The organism is Microbacterium oxydans (assembly GCF_026559675.1).
Classification (GTDB): Bacteria; Actinomycetota; Actinomycetes; order Actinomycetales; family Microbacteriaceae; genus Microbacterium; species Microbacterium oxydans_D.
Window position 1 is genome coordinate 1555189 of sequence record NZ_CP092891.1, and the last position, 23597, is coordinate 1578785.

General features: G+C 70.3%; 22 protein-coding genes. 13 read left to right on the top strand and 9 right to left on the bottom strand.

Annotated elements, in window-relative coordinates; all coding sequences use genetic code 11:
• Positions 1-20: 20 nt before the first annotated feature.
• From atpD to MME74_RS07395, 7 genes are all read left to right on the top strand, one after another.
• Entirely contained in the window at positions 21-1475 is a 1455-nt protein-coding gene (gene atpD / locus MME74_RS07365) for a F0F1 ATP synthase subunit beta (protein ID WP_017830989.1), read from the top strand.
• A gap of 2 nt (positions 1476-1477) precedes the next feature.
• The gene (locus tag MME74_RS07370) at positions 1478-1738 is read left to right on the top strand and encodes a F0F1 ATP synthase subunit epsilon (RefSeq protein ID WP_017830988.1); all 261 of its coding nucleotides are present in this window, start codon (positions 1478-1480) and stop codon (positions 1736-1738) included.
• Positions 1739-1815: 77 nt separating this feature from the next.
• Positions 1816-2562, top strand: coding sequence for a YaaA family protein (locus tag MME74_RS07375; RefSeq protein ID WP_267418118.1), 747 nt, complete (start codon positions 1816-1818; stop codon positions 2560-2562).
• Positions 2563-2680: 118 nt separating this feature from the next.
• Positions 2681-3526, top strand: a complete 846-nt coding sequence (locus MME74_RS07380; protein ID WP_267418119.1) for a large exoprotein — start codon at positions 2681-2683, stop codon at positions 3524-3526.
• A gap of 88 nt (positions 3527-3614) precedes the next feature.
• Positions 3615-4598 carry an aldo/keto reductase gene (locus MME74_RS07385; protein WP_267418120.1) on the top strand — a complete coding sequence of 328 codons (984 nt, stop codon included), beginning with the start codon at positions 3615-3617 and terminating at the stop codon, positions 4596-4598.
• 81 nt (positions 4599-4679) lie between these two features.
• Positions 4680-5477 carry a PP2C family protein-serine/threonine phosphatase gene (locus MME74_RS07390; RefSeq protein WP_267418121.1) on the top strand — a complete coding sequence of 266 codons (798 nt, stop codon included), beginning with the start codon at positions 4680-4682 and terminating at the stop codon, positions 5475-5477.
• A gap of 58 nt (positions 5478-5535) precedes the next feature.
• Complete coding sequence (locus tag MME74_RS07395; RefSeq protein WP_267418122.1) at positions 5536-8271, top strand: FtsK/SpoIIIE domain-containing protein; 2736 nt, start codon at positions 5536-5538, stop codon at positions 8269-8271.
• Positions 8272-8327: 56 nt separating this feature from the next.
• Here MME74_RS07395 and MME74_RS07400 read toward each other — a convergent pair whose 3' ends face one another.
• Positions 8328-9323 (bottom strand): asparaginase, encoded by a 996-nt coding sequence (locus tag MME74_RS07400; RefSeq protein WP_267418123.1) that lies wholly within the window; start codon positions 9321-9323, stop codon positions 8328-8330.
• 67 nt (positions 9324-9390) lie between these two features.
• Here MME74_RS07400 and MME74_RS07405 point away from each other — a divergent pair, with 67 nt between their 5' ends.
• Positions 9391-9885 carry an OsmC family protein gene (locus MME74_RS07405; RefSeq protein WP_267418124.1) on the top strand — a complete coding sequence of 165 codons (495 nt, stop codon included), beginning with the start codon at positions 9391-9393 and terminating at the stop codon, positions 9883-9885.
• A 17-nt stretch (positions 9886-9902) separates the two neighbouring features.
• Here MME74_RS07405 and MME74_RS07410 read toward each other — a convergent pair whose 3' ends face one another.
• A complete protein-coding gene (locus MME74_RS07410) occupies positions 9903-10700 on the bottom strand; it encodes a lysophospholipid acyltransferase family protein (protein WP_267418125.1) in 798 nt (265 codons plus the stop codon).
• Positions 10701-10823: 123 nt separating this feature from the next.
• On the opposite strand from MME74_RS07410, the gene MME74_RS07415 reads away from it, so the two are divergent.
• On the top strand, positions 10824-11777 hold the full coding sequence (locus MME74_RS07415; RefSeq protein WP_267418126.1) for an FKBP-type peptidyl-prolyl cis-trans isomerase: 954 nt from the start codon (positions 10824-10826) through the stop codon (positions 11775-11777).
• Between the two features lie 40 nt (positions 11778-11817).
• On the top strand, positions 11818-12900 hold the full coding sequence (gene dxr / locus MME74_RS07420) for a 1-deoxy-D-xylulose-5-phosphate reductoisomerase (RefSeq protein ID WP_267418128.1): 1083 nt from the start codon (positions 11818-11820) through the stop codon (positions 12898-12900).
• A 40-nt stretch (positions 12901-12940) separates the two neighbouring features.
• On the opposite strand, the gene MME74_RS07425 is transcribed toward dxr, so the two are convergent.
• From MME74_RS07425 to MME74_RS07435, 3 genes are all read right to left on the bottom strand, one after another.
• Positions 12941-14563, bottom strand: a complete 1623-nt coding sequence (locus MME74_RS07425; protein WP_267418129.1) for a Mur ligase family protein — start codon at positions 14561-14563, stop codon at positions 12941-12943.
• Between the two features lie 95 nt (positions 14564-14658).
• Positions 14659-15348, bottom strand: a complete 690-nt coding sequence (locus MME74_RS07430) for a YcnI family protein (RefSeq protein WP_267418130.1) — start codon at positions 15346-15348, stop codon at positions 14659-14661.
• A 106-nt stretch (positions 15349-15454) separates the two neighbouring features.
• A complete protein-coding gene (locus MME74_RS07435) occupies positions 15455-16039 on the bottom strand; it encodes a hypothetical protein (RefSeq protein ID WP_267418132.1) in 585 nt (194 codons plus the stop codon).
• 66 nt (positions 16040-16105) lie between these two features.
• On the opposite strand from MME74_RS07435, the gene MME74_RS07440 reads away from it, so the two are divergent.
• Complete coding sequence (locus tag MME74_RS07440) at positions 16106-17419, top strand: M50 family metallopeptidase (RefSeq protein WP_267418133.1); 1314 nt, start codon at positions 16106-16108, stop codon at positions 17417-17419.
• Between the two features lie 7 nt (positions 17420-17426).
• On the opposite strand, the gene MME74_RS07445 is transcribed toward MME74_RS07440, so the two are convergent.
• Positions 17427-19310: a chorismate-binding protein gene (locus MME74_RS07445; RefSeq protein ID WP_267418134.1), complete on the bottom strand. Its 1884-nt coding sequence runs from the start codon at positions 19308-19310 to the stop codon at positions 17427-17429.
• A 171-nt stretch (positions 19311-19481) separates the two neighbouring features.
• Complete coding sequence (locus MME74_RS07450) at positions 19482-20108, bottom strand: pyroglutamyl-peptidase I (protein WP_267418135.1); 627 nt, start codon at positions 20106-20108, stop codon at positions 19482-19484.
• A gap of 81 nt (positions 20109-20189) precedes the next feature.
• Here MME74_RS07450 and ispG point away from each other — a divergent pair, with 81 nt between their 5' ends.
• Together ispG and MME74_RS07460 are read left to right on the top strand one after the other, a co-directional pair.
• Positions 20190-21320, top strand: a complete 1131-nt coding sequence (gene ispG, locus MME74_RS07455) for a flavodoxin-dependent (E)-4-hydroxy-3-methylbut-2-enyl-diphosphate synthase (protein ID WP_267418538.1) — start codon at positions 20190-20192, stop codon at positions 21318-21320.
• 40 nt (positions 21321-21360) lie between these two features.
• Entirely contained in the window at positions 21361-22227 is an 867-nt protein-coding gene (locus tag MME74_RS07460; protein ID WP_267418136.1) for a hypothetical protein, read from the top strand.
• Between the two features lie 43 nt (positions 22228-22270).
• Here the strand turns inward: MME74_RS07460 and MME74_RS07465 are convergent, their stop codons facing one another.
• Both MME74_RS07465 and MME74_RS07470 read right to left on the bottom strand, forming a co-directional pair.
• Positions 22271-22663, bottom strand: coding sequence for a GntR family transcriptional regulator (locus MME74_RS07465; protein ID WP_267418137.1), 393 nt, complete (start codon positions 22661-22663; stop codon positions 22271-22273).
• Complete coding sequence (locus MME74_RS07470; RefSeq protein WP_267418138.1) at positions 22660-23562, bottom strand: hypothetical protein; 903 nt, start codon at positions 23560-23562, stop codon at positions 22660-22662. Before MME74_RS07470 ends, MME74_RS07465 begins: the two co-directional genes overlap by 4 nt.
• Positions 23563-23597: the final 35 nt, after the last annotated feature.

Here is a 23597-nt window from a genome sequence, read left to right on the forward strand (position 1 = left end):
CCATCAGGAAAGAGACGAAAATGACCCTCACCGCTCCGGCTGATCAGCCGGCGACCGCGGTCGTCGGGCGCGTCGCACGCGTCAACGGTCCGGTTGTCGACATCGAGTTCCCGCACGACTCGATCCCCGACATCTACAACGCGCTGAAGACCACGATCGCGATGGGCGAAGAGTCCACCGAGATCACGCTCGAGGTCGCTCAGCACCTCGGCGACGACCTCGTCCGCGCCATCGCCCTGAACCCGACCGACGGCATCGTCCGCGGCCAGGAAGTCCGCGACACCGGTGAGGCCATCTCGGTCCCCGTCGGCGACGTGACCAAGGGCAAGGTGTTCAACGTCATCGGCGAGGTGCTCAACCTCGAGCCCGGCGAGACGATCGAGGTCACCGAGCGCTGGCCCATCCACCGCAAGGCGCCGAACTTCGACCAGCTCGAGTCCAAGACTCAGATGTTCGAGACCGGCATCAAGTCGATCGACCTCCTCACCCCGTACGTGCTGGGTGGAAAGATCGGTCTGTTCGGTGGCGCCGGTGTCGGCAAGACCGTCCTCATCCAGGAGATGATCCAGCGCGTCGCGCAGGACCACGGTGGTGTGTCGGTGTTCGCCGGTGTCGGTGAGCGCACCCGTGAGGGCAACGACCTCATCCACGAGATGGAAGAGGCGGGTGTCTTCGACAAGACCGCCCTCGTCTTCGGCCAGATGGACGAGCCGCCGGGGACGCGTCTGCGCGTCGCCCTCTCGGCTCTGACGATGGCGGAGTACTTCCGTGACGTGCAGAAGCAGGACGTGCTGCTCTTCATCGACAACATCTTCCGCTTCACGCAGGCCGGTTCCGAGGTCTCCACGCTGCTGGGCCGCATGCCCTCCGCCGTGGGTTACCAGCCGAACCTCGCCGACGAGATGGGTGTGCTCCAGGAGCGCATCACCTCGACGCGTGGTCACTCGATCACCTCGCTGCAGGCGATCTACGTGCCGGCCGATGACTACACCGACCCGGCCCCGGCGACCACGTTCGCCCACCTCGACGCGACGACCGAGCTCTCTCGTGAGATCGCCTCGAAGGGTCTGTACCCGGCCATCGACCCGCTGACCTCGACGTCGCGCATCATGGACCCCCGCTACTTGGGCGAGGACCACTACCGCGTCGCCACGACGGTCAAGCAGATCCTCCAGAAGAACAAGGAACTGCAGGAGATCATCGCGATCCTCGGTGTCGACGAGCTCTCGGAAGAGGACAAGATCGTCGTGTCGCGTGCACGTCGCATCCAGCAGTTCCTCTCGCAGAACACCTACATGGCGAAGAAGTTCACGGGTGTCGAGGGCTCGACCGTTCCGCTGAAGGAGACCATCGAGTCGTTCGATGCGATCACCCGCGGTGACTTCGACCACGTGGCCGAGCAGGCCTTCTTCAACGTCGGCGGCATCTCCGACGTCGAAGAGCAGTGGGCGAAGATCCAGAAGGAGAACGGCTGACCATGGCGCTGCATGTCAGCCTCGTCTCCGCTGACGCGGAGGTCTGGACGGGAGAGGCGAGCCTCGTGGTCGCCAAGACCGTCGAGGGTGAGATCGGCTTCATGACCGGCCACGAGCCGGTGCTCGCCATCCTCGCCGAAGGCCAGGTCCGCATCACTCAGTCCGATGGCACCAAGGTGCTGGCCAACGCGCAGGACGGGTTCCTCTCCATGGAGGGCGACACCCTGACGATCGTCGCCGGCAACGCGGCACTCATCGCCTAGCAGCACTCGTTTCGACACGTCCGCCTCGGTACCCGCTCGGGTCCCGAGGCGGACGCGTCTGCATCCACCGAGGTTTCATGAAGATCCTGCTCCCTCCGTCGGAGACCAAGCACGTGGGCGGCGACGGCGCGCCGCTCGACGTCCACTCGCTGGCACTGCCCGGGCTGGCGGAGCATCGCACCGCGGTTGTCGACGCCCTCGTCGAGCTCTCGGCGGACGAGGCATCGGCGCGCCGGGTCCTCAAGCTGAGCGAACGTCAGCTCGGTGACATCGCGCACAACCGCGCGCTGCGGACGGCCCCCACGATGGCGGCGGTCGACCGCTACACCGGGGTGCTGTACGACGCGCTCGAGGCGCCGTCGCTCTCCGCGGCCTCGCGGCGCTGGCTGGGGGAGCACGTCTGGATCCACAGCGCGCCGCTCGGCCCGGTCGGTGCTCTCGATGCCGTGCCGACCTACCGCCTCGCGGCCGGCACCTCTCTTCCCGGGGTCCCACCCCTCCGCCGGCACTGGGCAGAGGCGACGTCGGAGGCGATCGGCGCGGCAGCGCCCGTCTTCGTGCTCGACCTGCGGAGCGAGGCGTACGTGGCGCTCGGGCCGATTCCGGCGACCGTGCCGTCCGCCTATGTCCGCGTCGTGACACCGCACGGCAGAGCGCTGAACCATTTCAACAAGAAGTCCAAGGGGCTGCTCGTGCGCGCACTCGCGGAGGACCGGCCGCGTGCGGGGTCGCTTCGTGCGTTGCGGTCCTGGGCCGAGTCCCGGGGCATCGTCCTCCGAGACGCCGACCAGCCTGGCACGATCGAACTCGTCGTGGCGGAGTAGCTGCGAGACCTGCGGAATCCGGCTTCCCGTACAGGTCCGGATCGAACGCGCCCGAGCGCGGAGAGTCATGCGCCCGGTGCTTCGACACGCTATTGTGATCAACGCACGACGCCGCATCATGAACTTCTTGGAGGGAACCATGGACGACTACTACGGCTACGGGGGTCTGTCAGGTGGCGCGCTCGTCGCGCTGATCCTGGTCTACACGATCCTGCCGCTCGCCATCTACGCGCTCTACTCGTGGTTCTACATGAGGATCTTCGAGAAGGCGGGAGTCCAGGGGAAGTGGCGTGCGTGGGTTCCGGTCTACAACTCCATGATCTTCTACAAGCTCGGTGACCTGAGCCCCTGGCTCGTGCTCTACCTGATCGGCGCCAGCATCCTCGGCGCGATCATCCCGTTCCTGGGCTGGTTCCTCATCCTCCCGCTCGCCGGCATCGCCGCTCGCGTCCTCGACCTGATCGCGGCCTGGCGCGTCGGTCTCAAGCTGCAGAAGGATGCCGTCTGGGTCATCCTCTACTTCTTCCTCCCGCCCGTGTGGCTCGGTATCAACGCGTTCGACAAGTCGCGTTGGAACTCGAACATCCAGCCCGCATCGTGGGCGGCGAACTCGCTGCTCGGCGACCGCACCGCCTGGGACGGCATTCCGGCACAGGCATCCGCCGCCCCGCAGCCCGGATACGGTGCCCCGCAGCCCGGCTACGGCGCCCCGCAGGGTTACGCTCCGCCCGCCCCGCAGGGGTACGCGCCGCCCGCCCAGCCCGGCTACGCGCCTCCGGCGACGCCCACCGCTCCGGCGACGGGTGCCCCGGTTCCGCCGGTGCCGCCGACCACGCCGCCGGCGCCTCCTGCCGCTCCGCCGGCAGCACCGCCCGCACCTCCGACCGCTCCGCCGGCAGCACCGCCGGCGCCGCCCGCGGCACCGCCGGCCCCGCCGACGGATCCCACGCAGCCGCCTGCGTGATCTCTGACACAGAGCCCTCGACTTCGGTCGGGGGCTCTGTGCTGTTCGGGATGCCGCCCGATCCGACGTGGCCGCTAACGTAGAGGACATGGTCTCGTCCCAGCGCCGCGTCGGCGCGTCCGGTCTTCTCGTCTCCTCCACCGGCCTCGGCTGCAACAACTTCGGACGGGCCGGCACCGCAACCGAGACCCTGTCGGGCACACGCGAGGTGATCGATGCCGCGCTCGCGAACGACATCACCTTCTTCGACACGGCCGACATGTACGGGGCGGTCGCCGGCGCCAGCGAGACCCTGATGGGCGAGGCGCTCGAGGGACGCCGCGACAGGGTCGTCCTGGCGACCAAGTTCGGGCAGGAGCGGGACATGGGCTACGCGTTCCCCGCGGCCCGCGGCTCCCGTCGCTACGTGCGTCGGGCGGTGGAGGAGTCCTTGCGACGACTGCGCACCGACTGGATCGATCTGTACCAGCTGCACCTGCCCGACCCGGAGACGCCGATCGCCGAGACCACCGACGCGCTCGACGAGCTCGTCCGCGAGGGGAAGATCCGCTATTACGGCCACTCGAACTTCACCGGGTGGCAGATCGCCGAGGCGGAGTTCACCACGCGCGCCCGCTCGACCGGTCGATTCATCTCCGCGCAGAACCACTACTCGCTGCTGGCTCGCGCGGCCGAGCGCGAGGTGCTGCCGGCGGTGGAGCGGTACCAGCTCGGCTTCTTCCCGTACTTCCCGCTGCACAACGGGCTCCTGACCGGGAAGTTCACCCGCGACGGCGGCCCGGCGTCGAGCAGGATCATGGCGACGCGGCGGCACGTCTGGGAGGACGCGCCGTGGGACGCGATCGAGGCCTTCCGCGGGTTCTGCGACGAGCGTGGCATCACCATGCTGCAGGCGACATTCGGGTGGCTCCTCGCCCGCCCGGCGGTGTCCAGCGTGATCGCCGGCGCGACCTCGGCCGCACAGGTCGAAGCGAACGCGGCGGCGGGCGATGCATGGCGTCCGGACGCGGCTGACCTCGAGATCATCGACGAATTGTTCCCGCTGCCCGCCGATCCGGGCGCCCGAGTGTGACCGCGGCAGGGGTGAGTTCTACTACGATGTGTGAGTATCCTGCGACCGCCCGACCCGACGCAGGCTCATCGGAGGCAGCACGTGGCTGAGACGAAGACGCACCGCGTCACGGTTGCGCAGCGCCCGCTGCTGCTGTCCTGGGCCGGGGTCACCGATCTCGGTCGGCGCCGTGAGACGAATCAGGATGCGTTCCTCGCCGAGTACCCGCTCTTCATCGTCGCCGACGGCATGGGCGGTCATGCCGGGGGCGAGATCGCGAGTCGCAGCACGGTCGAGCGCCTTCAGGCTGTGGTCTCTGCCGGCGAGGTCAACCACGCAGCGATCGAGAAGGCTCTCGAGCTCGCCGTGGGCGACATCGCCGACCATCCGGAGACGACCGACGAGGGCACCGGGACGACGCTCACCGGGGTGTACCTGGACGGTGCCGGCGACGAGGCCCAGTGGGTCGTGCTGAACATCGGCGACTCCCGGGTCTATCTGCTCCGCGACGACCGACTCCTGCAGGTCACGACGGATCACTCCGTGGTCCAGGAGCTCATCACGGCGGGCAAGCTCAGTCCGGAGGAGGCCGAAGGGCATCCGTACAGCAACGTGATCACGCGCGCGGTCGGCGCGAGCGAGCTCACGGCCCCGGACTACGTCACGATCGACGTGCGCGTCGGCGACCGATTCGTCATCTGCTCGGACGGGCTCACCAAGGAGCTCACCGACTACGGGATCCAGCACTTCCTCCGCGAGAACTCCGACCCGGGCACGGGCGTCGAGGCGATGCTCGCCGCGGCGCTGGAGAACGGCGGCCGCGACAACGTGACCCTCATCATCGTGCAGGTCACGGACGAGGACGACTCGTCCTCCCCAATCGGCGACACCGCGGAGTAGCCGCTCCGCGCTGTGGAGAGCGCGGATTCCTGATCGCGCATGCGATCCACTGGGGTTCATGGAAACCCTTCCGATCGTCCTCCCGGCGGCTCCCGCCCCTTCGCGGCGCGCGTCGCTGCCGTTCTTGGCCGCCGTCGTGCCGATCGTCTCTGGCTTCGCGCTGTGGATGATCACGGGATCCGTCTTCGCGCTGTGCTTCGCGGCGCTCGGTCCGTTGATGATCTGCGCCTCGTTCCTCGACGCCGCTCGCAGCCGGCGACGCGAACGTCGGCAGACGGAAGCCCAGATGGAGCGTGAGTGGACGGCAGCCGAGGAAGAGCTTCTCCGCCGGCAGCGAGAGGAGCGCGAAGCGCTGTGGCTGCGCCTGCCCGACGCCGCGGCCGCCCTCGTCCAACCGCCCCTCCGGAACGCGCGGCCCCCGGACTCGACGACCCCGGTCGTGGTGGGCGCCGGCAGCACGACGAGCGGCATCCGATGCGGGGGAGCGGATGATCCCCGCGGGCGGAGCTTCCGAGAGCGCTGCGGCACGCTCACGGAAGCGCCGATCACGGTTCCTCTGGGCGGCGGGATCTGTCTGCGTGGCGCGAGACCCCTGGTGGTCGCGGCCGCACGAGCGCTCGTCGTCCAGCTGAGCATGCGCTTCGGTGCGGCACAGCTCTCTCTCGTGGGCGCGGAGGTCATCGCGGTCGGTCTCGGTGCGCTCCCGCACGCAGCGCGCGCACGCCGGGGCGGATTCCGGCTGGCGGTCTGCTCACCGGAGAGCGATCGGTTGGAGGCGGATGCTCTCATCTGGCTGACGTCGACCGACGCAGAGGTGCCCGAGGGGGTCACGACGGTGATCGACATCGGGGAACCCGCCCGTGCCCGCCTCCGCACACCGCAGGGTGCTGCGGTCATCGCCGTCGAGTGCCTGTCCGGATCTCAGGCGGGTCTCATCGCGCGCGACCTTGCAGAGCGGGAAGAGCATGTCGATACGCTCCCGGATACCGTCGCACTGGACGAGCTGGAGCAGCCGCATGCGGACGAGGGCCTGGCTGCGGCGATCGGACGCGGCGAACGGGGCGCGATCGTGGTCGACATCGTCGAGGACGGGCCGCATGCGATCGTCACCGGCACGACCGGGACGGGGAAGAGCGAGCTCCTCGTCAGCTGGGTCGCCGCCATCGCCGCGCAGCACGGACCCGATCGGGTGACGTTCGTCCTCGCCGACTTCAAGGGCGGCACCGCCTTCGAGCCGCTGCGCGAGCTGCGACAGGTGGCGGCCGTCATCACGGACCTCGATGAGGACGGCGCCCGACGCGGCGTGTCGAGCCTCACCGCCGAGCTGCGTCGCCGCGAGGGAGTGCTGGCCGCGGCGGGCGCCCGGGACGTGCGTGACGTCGCGATGCCCCGTCTGGTCATCGTCGTGGATGAGTTCGCGGCGCTCCTGGCGGAGCATCCCGATCTGGGCGCGGTCTTCACGGACGTCGCGGCTCGCGGCAGGGCTCTCGGCATGCACCTGATCCTCGGCACCCAACGAGCCGCCGGCGTCGTGCGCGACGCACTGGCGGCCAACTGCCCGCTACGCATCAGCCTGCGCGTGGGCGACGCCGCGGACAGCCGACTGATGATCGGAACCGATGCGGCGTCGGAGCTGCCGGGCGGTACGGAGTCTCGCGGCGTCGGTCTCGTGCGGCGTCCCGCCGACGCCGAGCCGATCGCTCTGCGCATCGCCCTGACCGGTGCGGCCGATCTGCGACGCATCGGGATGCGCTGGGCGACAGAGCCCCGACCGCGCAGTCCGTGGCTTCCGGCCCTTCCCACGCGCCTTCCTCTCGCGGACCTGCTCGCCGACCTGGACGCGCCGCCTGATGCCGTCGTGCTCGGGCGCGCCGACGACCCGGTGCACCAGTCGCAGCCGCTGGAGGTGATGTCGTGCGGGGGAGACCGAGGGATCCTCTTCCTCGGAGCGCCCGGATCCGGTCGCACTGCCGCCCTCCGCGCCCTGGCCGTGCAGCGACCCGAGGCGTACTGGATGCCGGAGGACCCCGAGGAGGCATGGGATCTCGTCGAGACCTGGGCTCGGGGAGGAGAGCGTCTGCCGGAGCTCGTGCTGTGCGACGACGTCGACGCCCTGTTCGCGCTGCTGCCGCCGGAGTACGGTCAGCCGTTCGCACAGCGTTGGGAGCAGATCCTCCGCACCAGCACTGGCACGTCCTTCGCTCTGACGGCTGCCAGGGCTGCGGGATCGCTGGGGCGAGCGCTCGAGGCGCTGCCGCGTCGTGCGCTGTTGCGCATGCCGAGCAGGGTGGAGCATCTCGCGGCCGGGGGAGAAGCGGCCACCTTCGTCCGGGACCGTGTTCCCGGGCGGGCCCGGATCGGTGATCACGACGTGCAGATCGCCTGGACCGACGCGGACGCGTTCGTCCGAGGGACGGGATCGGGGCCGCCGGCTTGGGAGCCCTCGAGCGCGCGCACTGCCGTCGTCACGGCCGGGGCGGTCGACGTGGCGGCACGGCTGCGTGATGCATACCCCGGTTTCGATGTGGTCCTCGCGAGCGCGGAGCCGCACATTCCGTCGCGGGCCGGCATCCTCGTGGCCGACGCGGAGACCTGGCAGCGGAACTGGTCGGTCTGGCAGCGCATCCGTGCGGAGGGCGAGGTGCTGATCCGCGCCGAGCATCCCGCCGATCTTCGGCAGCTCGCCGGTGTCCGGGAGCTGCCGCCGTATGCCCGTCCGCATGCGGGCCGGGCATGGTCGGTCCGCGGCGCGGAATCACCCCGGCGCGTGATCCTTGCGGAGCTGTCGCCGTGAGGGGCCGGAGGCGTCCGGAGAGGGCGGCAGCCCGCAGCGCGGGCGTGGGCGACGTGTCAGAGGCCCGCACCGGGACGGATCGCGCCGACGTCCGCCGCACCGCCGCGGACCGTGAGCGGCAGCGCGTCGCCGAGCGTCGCCACGTCGGCATCGGTGAGGCCGCCCGACCGGGCGAGCAGGGTGGCGGCGACGATCGTGGAGGCGCGCGTGGCGCCGTCGAGCATCTTCAGCGCCACGGTCGTGCCGTTCGGAGCGACCATCACCATCACGCCTTCGGCGCCGTACTTCGTGAACACGCCGAGCTTCTCGATCGCGATCGTGTCCGGTCGACCGGGGCCTTCGATCGTCCACGGGTGCTCCCGCACCGCGCGCACCAGCGAGCCGGCGACGCGGTGGAGCGCAAACGGCGACCGGTCGGAGGCGGTGCCGATGCGGTGGATCGCGCGGGCCAGTCCGGTCAGCGTCATGGCGTGGACGGGGGCTCCGCATCCGTCGATCGCGGTGTGGGCGACCTTCTCGCCGGTGAGGCGCTCGACGACCTCGCGGATGTGCACCTGGAGCGGATGCGCGGGGTCCAGGTAGCCCTCGGTCGGCCAGCCGGTGGCCACGCAGGCGCGCAGCATCGCGGCGTGCTTGCCCGAGCAGCCCATCCGCACCCGCGACGGCTCACCGTGCTCGCGGACCATCTCGTCCCGGGTCGCGGAGTCGCTCGGCCAGGCGGGCGGGCAGCCCAGGTGATCCTCCGTGAGACCGCCCTCGGTGAGGATGTCGCGCACGACGGAGGCATGACGGTCGGTGCCGGTGTGGCTCGCCGTCGAGATCGCGAGCTGCTCCCCGTCGAGGACCGCACCGGCGGTGATGCAGGCGACGGCCTGCAGCGGCTTGAGGCTCGAACGCGGCAGGATCAGCGCATCGGCGTTGCCATGGCGTGCGACGACATCTCCGTCGGGCGAGAGCACCACTGCGGCGCCGACGTGGCGGGATTCGATGAATCCGCTCCGCTCGACGACGGCGAGTTCCACGGAATCCTGAACGGTGAGAGTCTCCAGCACCCGTCAACTCTAGCGCCGGGCCCGCACCGGCTCACGTCACGTCGGAGGCGCCTGGCAGACTGTCGACATGGCAGAGTCGACTCCCCGCGCCCTCGGCGAACATCACTACGCGCTCACCTCGATCTGGACCGGGAATGCAGGTTCCGGCACGTCCGGCTACCGGGACTACCGCCGCGACGTGACCATCGAGGTGGCCGGGAAGCCGGAGCTGCTCGCCTCGGCGGACAAGCCCTTCCGCGGCGACCCGTCGCGCTGGAATCCCGAGGATCTCCTGCTCGCGTCCCTGTCCGAGTGTCATCTGCTGTCGTACCTGCATGCCTGCGTGACGGCGGGCGTCGTGGTCGTGTCGTACCGCGACGAGGCCAGCGGGATGATGCGCGAAGACGGCAAGGGCGGAGGCTCGTTCGTCGAGGTGATGCTCCGTCCCGAGGTCGTGGTCGCGGAGGCATCGATGATCGAGGCCGCCGAGCGAGCGCACGCTCAGGCGAACGAATGGTGCTTCATCGCGAACTCGATGAACTTCCCCGTTCGCCACCAGGCGACGGTCACCGCGCTCGCCTGACGTCCCTCGGCGCCGTGTCAGCGGCGTTCGTGGGGGAGCGCCTGCTTGATCTTCTCGATGGTGCCCTGGGCGGGCGCCTCGTTGTAGGCGCCGGCCAGCTCCTGGCCGGAGAGGCCGTGGATCGCGGCCATGATCTCGTCGGTCGCTCCGCGGCGTGCGCGTCCACTCGTGGCGGGGCCGTGCGGAGAGAGATCGAGCGGCTCGCCGAACCTCACGGTGATGCGCTCCTTGAGGGTGGGAACCTTCGCACCGACAGGCATCACCTTGTCCGTGCCGATCAGACCGACCGGGACGACGGGAGCACCGGTCTGCAGCGCGAGGAACGCCACACCGGTGCGGCCCTTGTACAGCCGCCCATCCGTGGAGCGGGTCCCCTCCGGGTACAGGGCGACGGCGAGCCCCTCCTCGAGGAGCTGACGCTGCAAATCGAGGGCGTCGAGGGCGGCCTGCCCGGCGCCGCGACGCACCGGGATCGCGCCGATCGACTCGAAGAAGGTCTTGCTCATCCATCCCTGGAAACCGGTGCCCTCGAAGTAGCTCGACTTGGCGAGGAAGTGCACCGGACGCGGCGCGGCGACCGGGATCGCGATCGAGTCGATGAACGACAGGTGGTTGCTGGCGAAGATGACGGGGCCGGTCAGCGGGACGTTCTCGCGGCCCTCGATCCGGGGTCGATAGACGAGTCGGGCGAGCGGCGTGATGAGGCTGCGGCCGAGCGTGTAGGCGAATCCCGCATGGCGAGGCTTCGTGGTCTCCTCGGACGGGGGTTCCTCTTCTGACGCGGGTTCGGGCTCGACGGACTGCGCAGAGGTCATCAGAGCAGGTTACTCCCGGACCCATGCCTTCGTGGGAATGAAGATCCGCGCCGCGTCTCCCAGCGAGGGCAAAGGGGTATGGGGCAGGATGGAGTGTCCCGCCCGCGATCCCGAGGTCTCACTGTGCGCAAGCGTCCGCTCATCGTCCTGTCCACCGTCGCCGCGGCGACCCTGCTGCTGGCGGGCTGCTCCGGCGGCACCGCGCCGTCCAGCTCCGGCACCCCGGACCCGTCCGCGTCCAGCGAGTGCGTCGTGAACGCACCGGCCGGCGCGACCTCCGACGCCGTCGTCGTCAAGGGCGAGGGGGCCGACACCAAGGTCACCGTGCCCGCGGACGCCGCGTTCGAGAACGTCGAGCGCACCGTCATCTCGAAGGGCGATGGCGACGACCTGCACATCAACGACCTGGTCTCCGTCCAGTACCAGATCGTGGACGCGACCGACAACAAGGTGCTGGACTCGTCCGCCAGGGGTGAGGGCGGCGTGCTGCCCGTGCTGCTGGACACCAACCAGTCCTCGCTCTTCGTCGCCGCCCTCGAGTGCGAGCCGGCCGGTTCCCGCGTCGCGCTCGCGATCCCCGGCAGTGCGCTGGGCGAAGGCCAGAACAACGTCGTCGTGTACGCGCAGGCCGTCGACCGGCTCCCCGAGGTCGCGACGGGCACCCCCGTCGACCCGACCGCCGGCATGCCGACGGTCAAGCTCGACGACGACGGCAAGCCGTCCGTCGAGATCCCGAAGGGCGACGCGCCGACCGAGACCAAGGTCGCGGTCCTCAAGCAGGGTGACGGAGCGACCGTCGGATCCGGCGACCTCGTCGTCGTGCAGTACCTCGGCGTGAAGTGGTCCGACGGCAAGGAGTTCGACTCCTCCTGGAGCCGTGACGCCGCGCCCTCCCAGTTCCAGACCACGGGCGTCGTCGCCGGGTTCCAGAAGGCTCTGGAGGGCCAGAAGGTCGGCTCGCAGGTCGTCGTCGTCATGCCGCCGTCGGACGGCTACGGCGCGAGCGAAGGTCACGAGCTCCAGAAGGAGAGCCTCGTGTTCGTCGTCGACATCCTCGCCACCACTCCCGTCCAGTAGCAGCCGCGGAGGAGTCGGGGTCGTGTCCTAGGCTGGCGTCATGCGTCGCATCATCGTCCTCGGCTCCACCGGCTCCATCGGCACGCAGGCGCTGGATGTGATCCGCGCCAACCCCCGCCGTTTCGAGCTCGTGGGACTCGCCGCAGGTTCGAACGCCGAGATGCTGGCCGCACAGGCCGCGCAGTTCCAGGTCGAGGACACGGCGCTCGGTGCGGTCGAGGCAGAGCAGCTCGTCCGCGACGTCGAGGCCGACGTCGTGCTCAACGCGATCACCGGATCGATCGGTCTCGGTTCGACCCTCGCCGCGCTGAAGGCAGGACGCACCCTGGCGCTCGCGAACAAGGAGTCGCTCATCGTCGGCGGCGATCTGGTGCTCGCCGCTGCCGCTCCCGGTCAGATCGTCCCCGTGGACTCCGAGCATTCCGCTCTCGCGCAGGCGCTTCTGGCGGGGACGCACGCCGAGGTCCGCCGGCTCGTGGTGACCGCCTCCGGCGGGCCGTTCCGGGGCCGCAGCCGCGCGGAGCTCACCGAGGTCACGCCCGCGGAGGCGCTGGCGCATCCGACCTGGGACATGGGGCGGATGGTCACCACCAACTCCGCCACGCTCGTGAACAAGGGCCTCGAGGTGATCGAAGCGCATCTGCTCTTCGACGTCGCCTATGACGACATCGAGGTCGTCGTGCATCCGCAGTCGATCGTGCACTCGATGGTCGAGTTCATCGACGGCTCGACGATCGCACAGGCGTCGCCGCCGGACATGCGTCTGCCCATCTCCCTCGGCCTGGACTGGCCGAATCGCGTCGGCGGCGTCGGACGACCGCTCGACTGGTCGACCGCGACGTCCTGGACGTTCGAGCCGCTCGACGGAGAGGCATTCCCCTCGGTCGCCCTCGCGAAGGCCGTCGGACGCGCGGGCGCCACGTTCCCGGCCGTCTACAACGCGGCCAACGAGCAGGCCGTCGACGCGTTCCACGAGGGGCGGCTGTCGTTCCTCGGCATCGTCGACACGATCGCCCGTGTCGTCGACGCCCACGAGGCCCCCGAAACCCTGACGGTCGAGACGCTCGCCGCCGCGGAGTCCTGGGCCCGCACGACGGCCGATCGGATGATCGCCGCGAGTTGAGCCGAGACCCGGGCGACAGGCGTCGCCCGGGTGCGTGGACTCAGTCCTCGTCGGGGTAGGGCACCGGCCAGCGCGGCTCGGGAACCGGCCACCCTGCCGCGCGCAGCGCTCGGCGTGCCAGCTCGCGCGCCGAGTACGGCGTACGCACGCCGCGGATGTCCCGGTAGTCCTGGTGGCCGGGGCCGGCCCAGAGGATGGCATCGCCGTCGCCGACGAGTCCGACCGCCGTCACGATGGCGTTCTCGGGCGGCGAGGCCTCGTGGATCTCGGCGTCCGGTCGTGCCGTGCGGGCGCCCTCGACGAGGGTCGCGCGGATGGAGGCGGGATCCTCGAAACGCGGGTGGTGGTCGGTGACGACGAGGATGTCACTGCCCTCGACCGCGGTCCGCGCCATGTCGAAACGCTTGCTGGCATCGCGGTCGCCGTCCGCGCCGAACAGCATCAGGACCTTGCCCGGCGTCACGCGGCGAACGGCGGCGAGCGTCTTCTCGAACGCGTCGGGAGAGTGCCCGAAGTCGACGAACACGGCAGGACCGCGGTCGCCGGAGACGAGCTGCGTGCGACCCGGGAGATAGGCGCGGATGCCCCCGTCGCGCATGAGCGCGTCGACGATACGGTCCCAGGCGTAGCCGCCCTCCAGGAGCATCACGATCGCGAGTGCGGCGTTGGCGGCCATGTGCGGACCGATCACCGGCACCGTGGTCGTGAGCGACCCTGCCGGTCCGGTCATCGTGAACGTCGTGCCGGCCGCGCGCTCGTCGTCGATGACGACGACCCAGTCCGCCGCGGAGGCCGCGGCGGGGTCGGCGGCGATGGACGGCGTGCCCACCGTGACGACGGGGATCTCGGCGCGGTCGACGACGATCGCGCCGGAGGGCGAGTCGAGGCAGATGACGCCGCGCTTCGCACGGTCGGGACGGAACAGCGGCAGCTTCGCCTCGAAGTATTCCTCCATGTCGGCGTAGTCGTCGAGGTGATCGTGGCTGAGGTTGGTGAAACCGGCGACGTCGAAGCGGATGCCGTCGACCCGGTGGCGGGACAGGGCCTGGGCGCTGACCTCGACCGCGACGGCTTCGACCGCACGCTCGCGCATCAGCGCCAGGAGCGCGTGCATCTCGGAGGCCTCCGGCGTGGTCAGCCGGGAGACGATGACCTCGCCGGCGATGTGGCGCTCGGCGGTGGAGGAGAGCCCGGTGACGACCCCGATCTGATCGAGGATGCCCTCGAGCAGGTGAGACACGCTGGTCTTCCCGTTGGTACCGGTGGTCGCGAACAGCAGGGGGAGAGGATCGTCCGCACCCGTGCCGTAGACCCAGGCGCTCAGATCTCCGAGGACGCCCCGGGGGTCGTCGACCACGAGGATCGGGAGTCCGGCCGGTTCGGCGATGGCGGCGCCGGCCTCGTCCGTGATGACGGCCACCGCGCCCTTCTCGGCTGCGGTGACCGCGAAGTCCGCACCGTGCCGGTTCACACCCTGGATCGCGACGAAGGCCTCGCCGGGGCGCAGGTCGGCCGTCGCGAGGGTGATGCCGGAGAGGGCGATCCCGTCGACATCGCCGCGCACGGCGCGAGCGAAACGGGAAGCGAGTTCGGACAGCTCACGCCGGGGCGGGTTCGCGGGGCGGAGCACGGGAGGCAGGCTCGGTTGTTGTTCAATCGACATGGCGCCTCCATGATCTCATGACGGCGCGGTGAACCTCTGTGCGGCACGACCCCTCGCGCGCCGGAGAGCCGATGCGCGAGGAGTCGTGACCGGGGTCAGGCGCGGCGCCGGTAGGCGAGCACGGAGACGATCAGGGCCGCGATGCCCGCGACCAGTCCGCCGGCTCCGAGCGCGATGCCCGTGACGTCGTTCGCGGTCGAGGCGGCCGCCGTTTCCTCCGTGCTCTCGGCCGCGTCGTGCTCGCCGTGACCGCCGGCAGCGGCCTCGGTGACCGTGACGACCGGCGCCGGAGCGTCCAGGCTGTGCGGGTCCTCGCCCTTCTCGGCGAGCTGCGTCCACTCGGTCGAGCCCTCGACGCACTCCTGCACGACGGGGAAGGCCAGCGACGCCGGAGTGCTCTCGTCCAGACCGACGCCCATGCTCACAGCGCCGCGGAGGTCGGTGGGCACGGGCGTCAGCGCCGTGTAGGTGACCTGGCTGACGAGACCGTCGTCGCCACGCTCGACCTGGATGCTCCAGTCGCCGTCCAGGGTCGGTGCCACGGACGCGAGTCCGTCGGGCATGGTGATGCGCAGTGCCGTGGTCGGGGAGTTCTCGCAGCCGTGGGAGAACGAGAACGTGAGCACGCCGTGGTCGCCGGCGACGAGCTCGTCGGGGCTGACGCTCACGTGGGCGCTGGCCATCGCGGGGACCACGAGGGCGAGGACGGCACCGCCGAGGACTCCGGCGGTGGCGAGGGCGGTGCGGCGGGTGCGGCTGGTGCGGGTGCGGGTGTTGCGGGACATGCGGAAATCTCCTGTGTGCTCGGAATGCGGGCGCGCCACGATGGCGCGTTCCCGCGAGAGGGATGGGGCCGCCCGATGCGGGCGGCGGAATCCGGTGCGACGGAAGTCAGTCGCAGATGAGCGCAGGAGGGCCCCGTCGCGACACGGCGGACGAGGCCGCGGCGTCGAACGAGGGAAGGGTGATCGCGCGAGGGCGGAGGGGGCGTCGGTGCTCGACCGGTGCGATCGCGGCGGCCCGACGCAGCAGCGCCTCGACCCAGCGGACCACGGCCCGCACGACCGTCTCTCCGTGCCAGACCACGAGCGTGGTGAGCAGGGCTGCGACCGCGTGCGCGAACAGCATCATGGTGGCGGGGGCCGACGCGGGCGATGCGGGTGCGAGTCCCGAGAGCGTCAGATGGTGCACATGTCCGGTGCCGCCCGCGAGGTCGACCCCGGTGGGCGACCCCAGTGCCTGGAACAGCAGATGGAAGGCGACCTGGGAGACGACGACGGCCACCGCGACGCGCCCGCGCGACTGCCGCACGCCGACCAGGAGTGCGGAGAGCGGCGTCAGCAGGGTCGCAACGGCGAGGATCAGCAGCGGATGCGGGGCCGCTCCGCCGCCGAGCGTGTGCGACAGCGCGGCGAGCAGGGTCGCGACGGAGGAGACGACAGCAGCGCGTACGAGTCGCAGCTGCCGGGCATTCACGCTGACAGCCTAGCCGTGCGGCGGGTGCCGGGCGGATTCCTAGCTGGGGGGCAGTAACGTTGGCACGTGGAAATCCTGCTCTATCTGGGCGGCATCCTCTTCATGCTGATCGGCCTCGGCCTCTCGATCGGCCTGCACGAGGTCGGCCATCTCGTCCCCGCGAAGCTCTTCGGCGTGCGCGTCGGCCAGTACATGATCGGCTTCGGACCGCGGCTCTGGTCGAAGCGCATCGGCGAGACGGAGTACGGGTTCAAGATGCTGCCCCTCGGCGGCTTCATCTCGATGTCCGGCATGTACCCGGAGTCGAAGAGCACGGGGCCGGCCTCCGGCGTGTTCCGCTCGCTGATCCAGGACGCACGATCCGCGAACGACGAGACGATCGCCGAGGGGGCGGAGGACCGCGTCTTCTACCGCCTGCCGGTGTGGAAGCGCGTCGTGGTCATGCTCGGCGGACCGCTGATGAACCTGATCCTCGCCACCGTGGTCTTCACCGTGCTGCTCTCCGGGATCGGACTGCAGCAGGGGACGACGACGATCGCCTCGGTCAACGAGTGCGTGGTGCCCGCCGGCTCCACGGCGACCGAGTGCTCCGCGGACGATCCGGCGTCGCCCGCCGCCGAGGCCGGGATCAAGCCCGGCGACGTGATCGTGTCGGTCGACGGCACCCCCGTGTCGACCTTCGCGGAGGCCACAGCGATCGTGCAGGCGGCTCCGGGCGAGACGCTCCCGATGGTGGTCCGGCGCGACGGTGTGGAGAAGACGCTGAGCATCACGCCGATCGAGGCCCAGCGCACCATCACCGACGCCGGCGGTCGGCCGATCCTCGATGACGCCGGCGAGCCCGTCGTCAAGGACGTCGGCTACGTCGGCATGACATCGCAGATGGGCTACGTGCAGCAACCGCTGAACGCGGGTCCGCAGATGACGGCGGACACGGTCGCACGGGTGGGCTCCATGATCCTCACGCTCCCGGTACGGATCTGGGACACCGGCGTCTCCCTCGTCACCGGCAGCGAACGCGACCCGAACGGTCCACTGAGCGTGGTGGGCGTCGGCCGTATCGCCGGGGAGGTCGCGGCGACCGATGCACCGGTCCTCGACAGGTTCGCGATCCTCCTCAGCCTGCTGGGGTCGCTGAACGTCGCTCTCTTCGTCTTCAACCTGATTCCGCTGCTGCCGCTCGACGGCGGGCACGTCGTCGTGGCGCTGTGGGACGGCATCCGACGGGTGTGGGCCAAGATCTTCCGCCGGCCCCCGCCCGCGCCCGTCGACGCGACCAAGCTCGTTCCGCTGACCGTGGTCGTCGCGGTGCTGCTGATCGCGATGGGCGCGGTGCTCCTGCTCGCCGACGTCTTCAACCCGATGAAGATCCTCGGCTGAGCGCGACTCAGGCGAACGCGTGCCCGACGAGGCGCTCGAGCGTGCGGATCCCGTCACGCGAGAGGATCGATTCCAGGTGACCCTGCACGGATGAGAAGTGCGCGCCGCGGAGGGCGTACACATCGCCGGAGGCGGCGTCCGCCGAGATCTCTGCCGGTCCGACCGTCGTCGTGCCGGGCGTGACGCGTGCGGTGAACGTGTTGTAGAAGCCGATCGAGGCGTTCTCCCCGAACACCGGGACGGACTTCTGCAGACCCTGATGCGGGGCATCCAGCGGGGTCAGGCCGATCCCGAGTCGGTCGGCGAGGATCTGGTGGCTCAGGCACACCGCCAGCAGCGGGGCGCCGGCATCGAGGCGACGGGCGACCACTTCGCGCATCCGGGCGATCCGTCCGTTCTCGGTGTCCCGGGGGTCGCCCGGGCCGGGGCCCGCGACGACGAGGTCGGCGGCATCCAGATCCGCATCCCGCACCTCGCTCCAGGGGGCGATCGTGACGGCGAGGCCGAGGTGGCGCAGCTGGTGGGCGAGCATGGTCGTGAACCGGTCCTCCGCGTCCACGACGAGGGCGGTGCGGCCGGCAAACGGGCCGGTGAAGTCCTCGCCCTGCGGGTTGAGCCAGAACTCCGCCAGACGGGCGTTGCGCGAGGACAGCAGCTCGGCGATGGCGGGGTCGTCGGCGAGGGCGCGCGTCTCTCCGGGTGCATCCGCGTCGCTGCGTGCTTCCGCCACGCGGTCGCGGTCGATGGCGCCGATCGCACCGAGCACGCCGGCGGCCTTCCCATGCGTCTCCGAGACCTCGCCCAGGGGGTCGGAGTGGCGCACCAGCGTCGCCCCGACCGGGACGCGCAGCGTGCCGTCCTGCAGATACACCGTGCGGATCAGGATCGGGGCGTCCACGTCGTGCCCGCCGTCGGCGTTCGGGGTGAACAGCGCGGCGACCCCGGAGTAGTAGCCGCGCGGCTTCTGCTCGTGGCGTCGGATCACGGCGCACGCGTTCTGCATGGGGGAGCCGGTGACGGTCGGGGCGAACATCGTCTCGCGGAGGATGTCGCGCGGGTCGAGGGAGCTGCGTCCCCGGAGCATGTACTCGGTGTGCGTGAGCCGTGACATCTCCTTCAGATGCGGCCCGGTGATCCGTCCGCCGTCGGAGCAGACGGCGCTCATCATCTTGAGCTCCTCGTCCACGACCATGAACAGCTCCTCGGTCTCCTTCGTGGAGGCGAGGAAGTCGATCAGCGTCTCCTTGGTGGCCCCGCCCGCCGGGTGGCGGAAGGTGCCGGAGATGGGGTTCATCGTGACGATGCCCTCCCGCGCGACGACATGCGCCTCGGGACTCGCGCCGACGGCGATGTGTCCGGGCGTGAAGACCGCAAAAGTCCAGTACGCACCGCGTTCGTGCGTCAGGAGTGCGCGGAACCAGGTGAGCGCAGCCGTGCGGTCGTCGACGTCGATGCTCGCGGTGAAGTCCCGTCGGATCACGAAGTTCGCGCCCTCGCCGCGGCCGATCTCCTCGGCGATGACCTTCTCGACGATCGCGGCGTACGCCTCGTCCGCGATGTCGAAGCCGTCGTCGTGCAGCGGCACCGGTGCACTCGGGAGTGCGGCGAGGAGGTCGGCGGTCGGCAGGTCGAGGTGCTCATCGACGATCACGCAGCGCAGCGGCGCCCCGTCATCCTGCGCGACGAACCCGCGCTCGCGAACCTGACGGTAGGGGACCATGGCGAAGACCTCGCGCGCGGCGCCGTCGACGGTCAGGGGGATGTCGGCGAGCAGGTCGACATCGACGACGTCACCGGTGAGGAGCTCGACGGTGTCGGCGCCGTCGCGCGCGATCAGCACGAAGGATGCCGTCGGATCGGCGCTGAGCTCGGCGAGTCGTGAGAGGGTCATCGATGTCTCCTGTGCAGTGCTCCGGCTCGGCGCAACGAAAAGACCGCCCCGGAGGCGGTCTGGATTCGTGGGAACGCGAACACACCGCCTAGAAGGCGGGCCACCAGGTGAAGTTCGCGAGCATGGGGCCGAAACTACCACATCGCGAGTGTCCGCCTGAGTGCGATGACGTCACCAGATGCTGCCGCCGGGCTCCCGTGCTTCGGCGTCGAGAGCGTGGTCGACGGCCAGCCGCACGGCGCGGGCGAGCTCCTCCTCGGCGAGGTGCGGCGTGCCCGACGGCGCCGTGCCGGACGACCACGGAAGGTGCACGAATCCCGCGGGGATGCCGGGCTCGACGGCGCCGAGCGCGGTGTACAGCACGTGGTTGCAGACGTAGGAGCCGGCCGACAGTGAGAGCTGCGCCGGAATCGCGTGGGCGGTGAGCACCTGGACGATGCGCTTGACCGGAAGGGTGGCGAAGCGCGCCGCAGGTCCGTCGGTCTCGCTGGGGACGTCGACCGGCTGTGCCCCGTCGTTGTCCGGGATCCGCGCGTCCATCAGGTTCACGCCGACGCGCTCGACCGCGACGCGCGGACTCCCGCCGGCGAGTCCGGTCGCGATGACGGCATCGGGGGAGTGCTGCGCGATCAGGGCACGCAGACGTCGAGCGGAGCCCTCGAAGGCGACGGGAAGCGTCGCGACGACGAGGTCGTGCGGGCCGTCGTACCCGGCTGCGACCGCGTTCACCGCATCGGCCGAGGGGTTGCGCGCTGCGCCGTCGAAGGGCTCGAAGCCGGTGAGAAGGATGACCGCCATCTCCTCAGCGTATGTGCGTCCGTCCAGCCCTCACGCATCCTGGCGGCGTAGGCTTGAGGCGTGCCAGCAGTGAACCTCGGAATGCCGAAGATCCCCGAAGTCCTCGCCCCCCGTCGCAAGTCCCGCCAGATCAAGGTGGGCAAGGTGCTCGTGGGCGGCGACGCTCCCGTCAGCGTGCAGTCGATGACGACCACGAAGACGACCGACATCAACGGGACTCTGCAGCAGATCGCCGAGCTCACGGCGTCGGGCTGCGAGATCGTGCGCGTCGCCGTGCCGCATCAGGACGATGCCGACGCGCTGAAGATCATCGCGATGAAGAGCCAGATCCCGGTGATCGCCGACATCCACTTCCAGCCGCGCTACATCTACACGGCCATCGACGCCGGGTGCGGGGCGGTCCGGGTGAACCCGGGCAACATCCGCGAGTTCGACGGCAACGTCGGCAAGATCGCCGAGGCGGCCAAAGCCGCCGGCGTCTCGCTGCGCATCGGCGTCAACGCCGGTTCGCTCGACCGTCGCATCCTGACCAAGTACGGCAAGGCCACCGCGGAGGCTCTCGTCGAGAGCGCCGTCTGGGAGGCATCGCTGTTCGAGGAGCACGACTTCCACGACTTCAAGATCTCGGTCAAGCACAACGACCCGATCGTGATGGTCAAGGCCTACCGCCAGCTCGCCGAGCGGGGCGACTGGCCGCTGCACCTCGGTGTGACCGAAGCCGGGCCCGCCTTCCAGGGCACGATCAAGAGCTCGACCGCGTTCGGCATCCTGCTCGGCGAGGGCATCGGCGACACGATCCGGGTCTCGCTGTCCGCTCCGCCCGCCGAAGAGGTCAAGGTCGGCCACCAGATCCTGCAGTCGCTCAACCTGCGGGAGCGCAAGCTCGAGATCGTCTCGTGCCCGTCGTGCGGTCGCGCCCAGGTCGACGTGTACACGCTCGCCGAGAACGTCACCGAGGGGCTCAAGGACATGACCGTCCCGCTCCGCGTCGCCGTGATGGGCTGCGTCGTGAACGGCCCCGGTGAGGCGCGCGAGGCCGACCTCGGGGTCGCCTCGGGCAACGGCAAGGGCCAGATCTTCGTGAAGGGCGAGGTCATCAAGACCGTGCCGGAGGCCGACATCGTCGCGACGCTGATCGAAGAGGCCAACCGGATCGCCGCCGAGATGGGGCCGGAAGCGCCGCTCGGAACCGCTCAGGTCGTCACGGTCTGACTCCGTCCCGCATTCCGACCGCTCGATCCTGAGGAGTCCCATGTCTGCCACGGTCGTGTCCTTCGCCGAGGGAGCCGTCTCGGGCGATGGTGTCGTCTCGCGGGTCGAGGCGACACCGCGAGGCACGGTCGTCGTCGTCGACGCGACGCCGTTCCACCCGGTGGACCACACCTGGCCCGATCAGCCCGGCGACTCGGGCTCGATCGGGGACGGCACGGCCGACGTGCGCGTGACGGAGGCCGTGATGGCCGCCGTGAGCGATGAGGGCGAGTTCGCCGTGGGCGGCGACATCCCCGCGAAGCGCGGCACCGAAGGCTGGACCTGGCTCGTGGGGCACCTGCTCGACGGCGAGGCGCCGGGTTGGGTGGCCGAGGGCGCGCACGTGAAGCTGTCCGTCGACACCGCCAGACGGGCGGGTCTCAGCCGCGGGCACACCGCCTGCCACCTGGCGTCTCTGGCGCTCGACCTCGCTCTCGCCGATCTCTGGCGCAAGGAGCCGGGCGAGGACGCGCTCGGGAACCCGGACTTCGAGAGCCGCGCGAATCAGTCCAGCCGCATCCACGAGGACGGCGCCGTGGACGAGTATCGCCTCGGCAAGAGCCTGCGGAGGGCCGGCTTCGACACCGAGGGTTTCGCCGCGACGATCGACGAGCGCGAGGCGCGGATCAACTCCCAGCTCGCCGCCTGGATCGCGTCGGCGGCCACGAGTCGTGTCGAGACGGAAGGGCCGACGATCGTCGATCGTCGCCGTTGGCACTGCGAACTCCCCGAGGGGGAGGCCGTGATCCTGTGCGGCGGCACCCACGTGGCCTCCCTGGCGGAGTTCGCGTCCGTCACGGTGTCGCTCGACCTGAGCGATCCTCAGCTCCTCGTGATGACGACGACCGCGACGCCGGCGCGGGCATAGGCTCGGCGGCGGAACGCTCGACGGTCCTGGCACGCCCGTGTCGTCAGGGGCGTGCGCCTGACGGGGCGGGGTCTTCGTCCGTCGGACGCCAGACCGCGCGGAGCACGCGCTGAGCATCGGCCAGCGCGAGTCCTTCTGCCTTGGCGATCTCGGCGAGCGCCCGGGCCGCGTCGGCGATGCCACCCGCGGCCGGTCGGGCGGTGTCGCTCACGCGTGTGCCGGATCCGATCCGCGAGGTGGCGAGCCCGTCGTCCTCGAGGAGCCGATAGGCCTTGGCGACGGTGCCGGGCGCGATCGAGAGGTCCGACGCGAGTTGGCGGACGGAGGGGAGACGGTCCCCGGCGAGGAGATGACCTGTCGTGATCAGTCCGCGGATCTGATCGTGGACCTGCTCTGCGGGCGACTCGCCGGCGTCTCGGCGGATGGTGATGATCATGACGCGAGTGCCGGTGTCGTCTTCCGCGCGCCAATCGGCACACCGCTGAGCACGGTGATCAGGCAGAGGGCGAGGCCGGCGACGGTCGCGATCGCCCAGGCCACGAAGAGGGCGGGCCCCATCGCCGCGAACGGGGTGCCCAGCGACACGGTGCCGATCGTGCCGGCCTGAGCGGACAGCATCATCGAGGCGGTGCCACGCAGCGAGTTGAACACGACGGCGAGGTGCAGCAGGACGGCAGCGCACGCGATGCGCGTGATGTTCGCGGCGCGGAGGCGTCGGATCGCGGTGTCGAGATCCACGTCATCGCCCCAGGCGGGACGCGGGATCCGGAGCCAGGCGATGGTGGTGACGACGAGAAGGGCGGCGAGCAGAGCAAGGGACGGAAGCGAGTAGTACCACCCGTAGATCCCGGACGACGCTGCCGTCCCGGACGTGCCGAGGGTGATCGAGAACAGGGTGTGGTGCCCGAGGTCGTCGGTCTCGGAGGCGGCGCCGGCGGCCAGCGCGAGGATGACCGCGAGGACCACGAGGGCGCCCAGGACGATCGGCCGGCTCGGACGCAGGAACGTCCGGAGCGTGCGCGGCACCAGCTGCGCCGAGGCGTTCATGGACGTCGAGCGCGGAGGGAACGAGAGCAGGACGACCCCGAGGATGCCGACGATCAACGGGAGCGCTGCTCGGGTGCCGACGTCCCACCAGAGAACCGGACCGAGCCCGAAGTCGCCGGGGAGCGGCGCGGCGGTCACGACGACGGGGATTCCGCCGGCGACCGCGGCGAGCACGGCGTCTCGCGTTCCGAGGCGTGGGGCACCACGAAGAAGCGTCAGTCGGAGGACGAGGGCGATGCACGCGGCCAGCGCGAGCGGGCCCCACATCAGAAGGTAGAACAGGAACATCGGAGCCTCCAAGGTGCATCATTCCGTTGGTACAC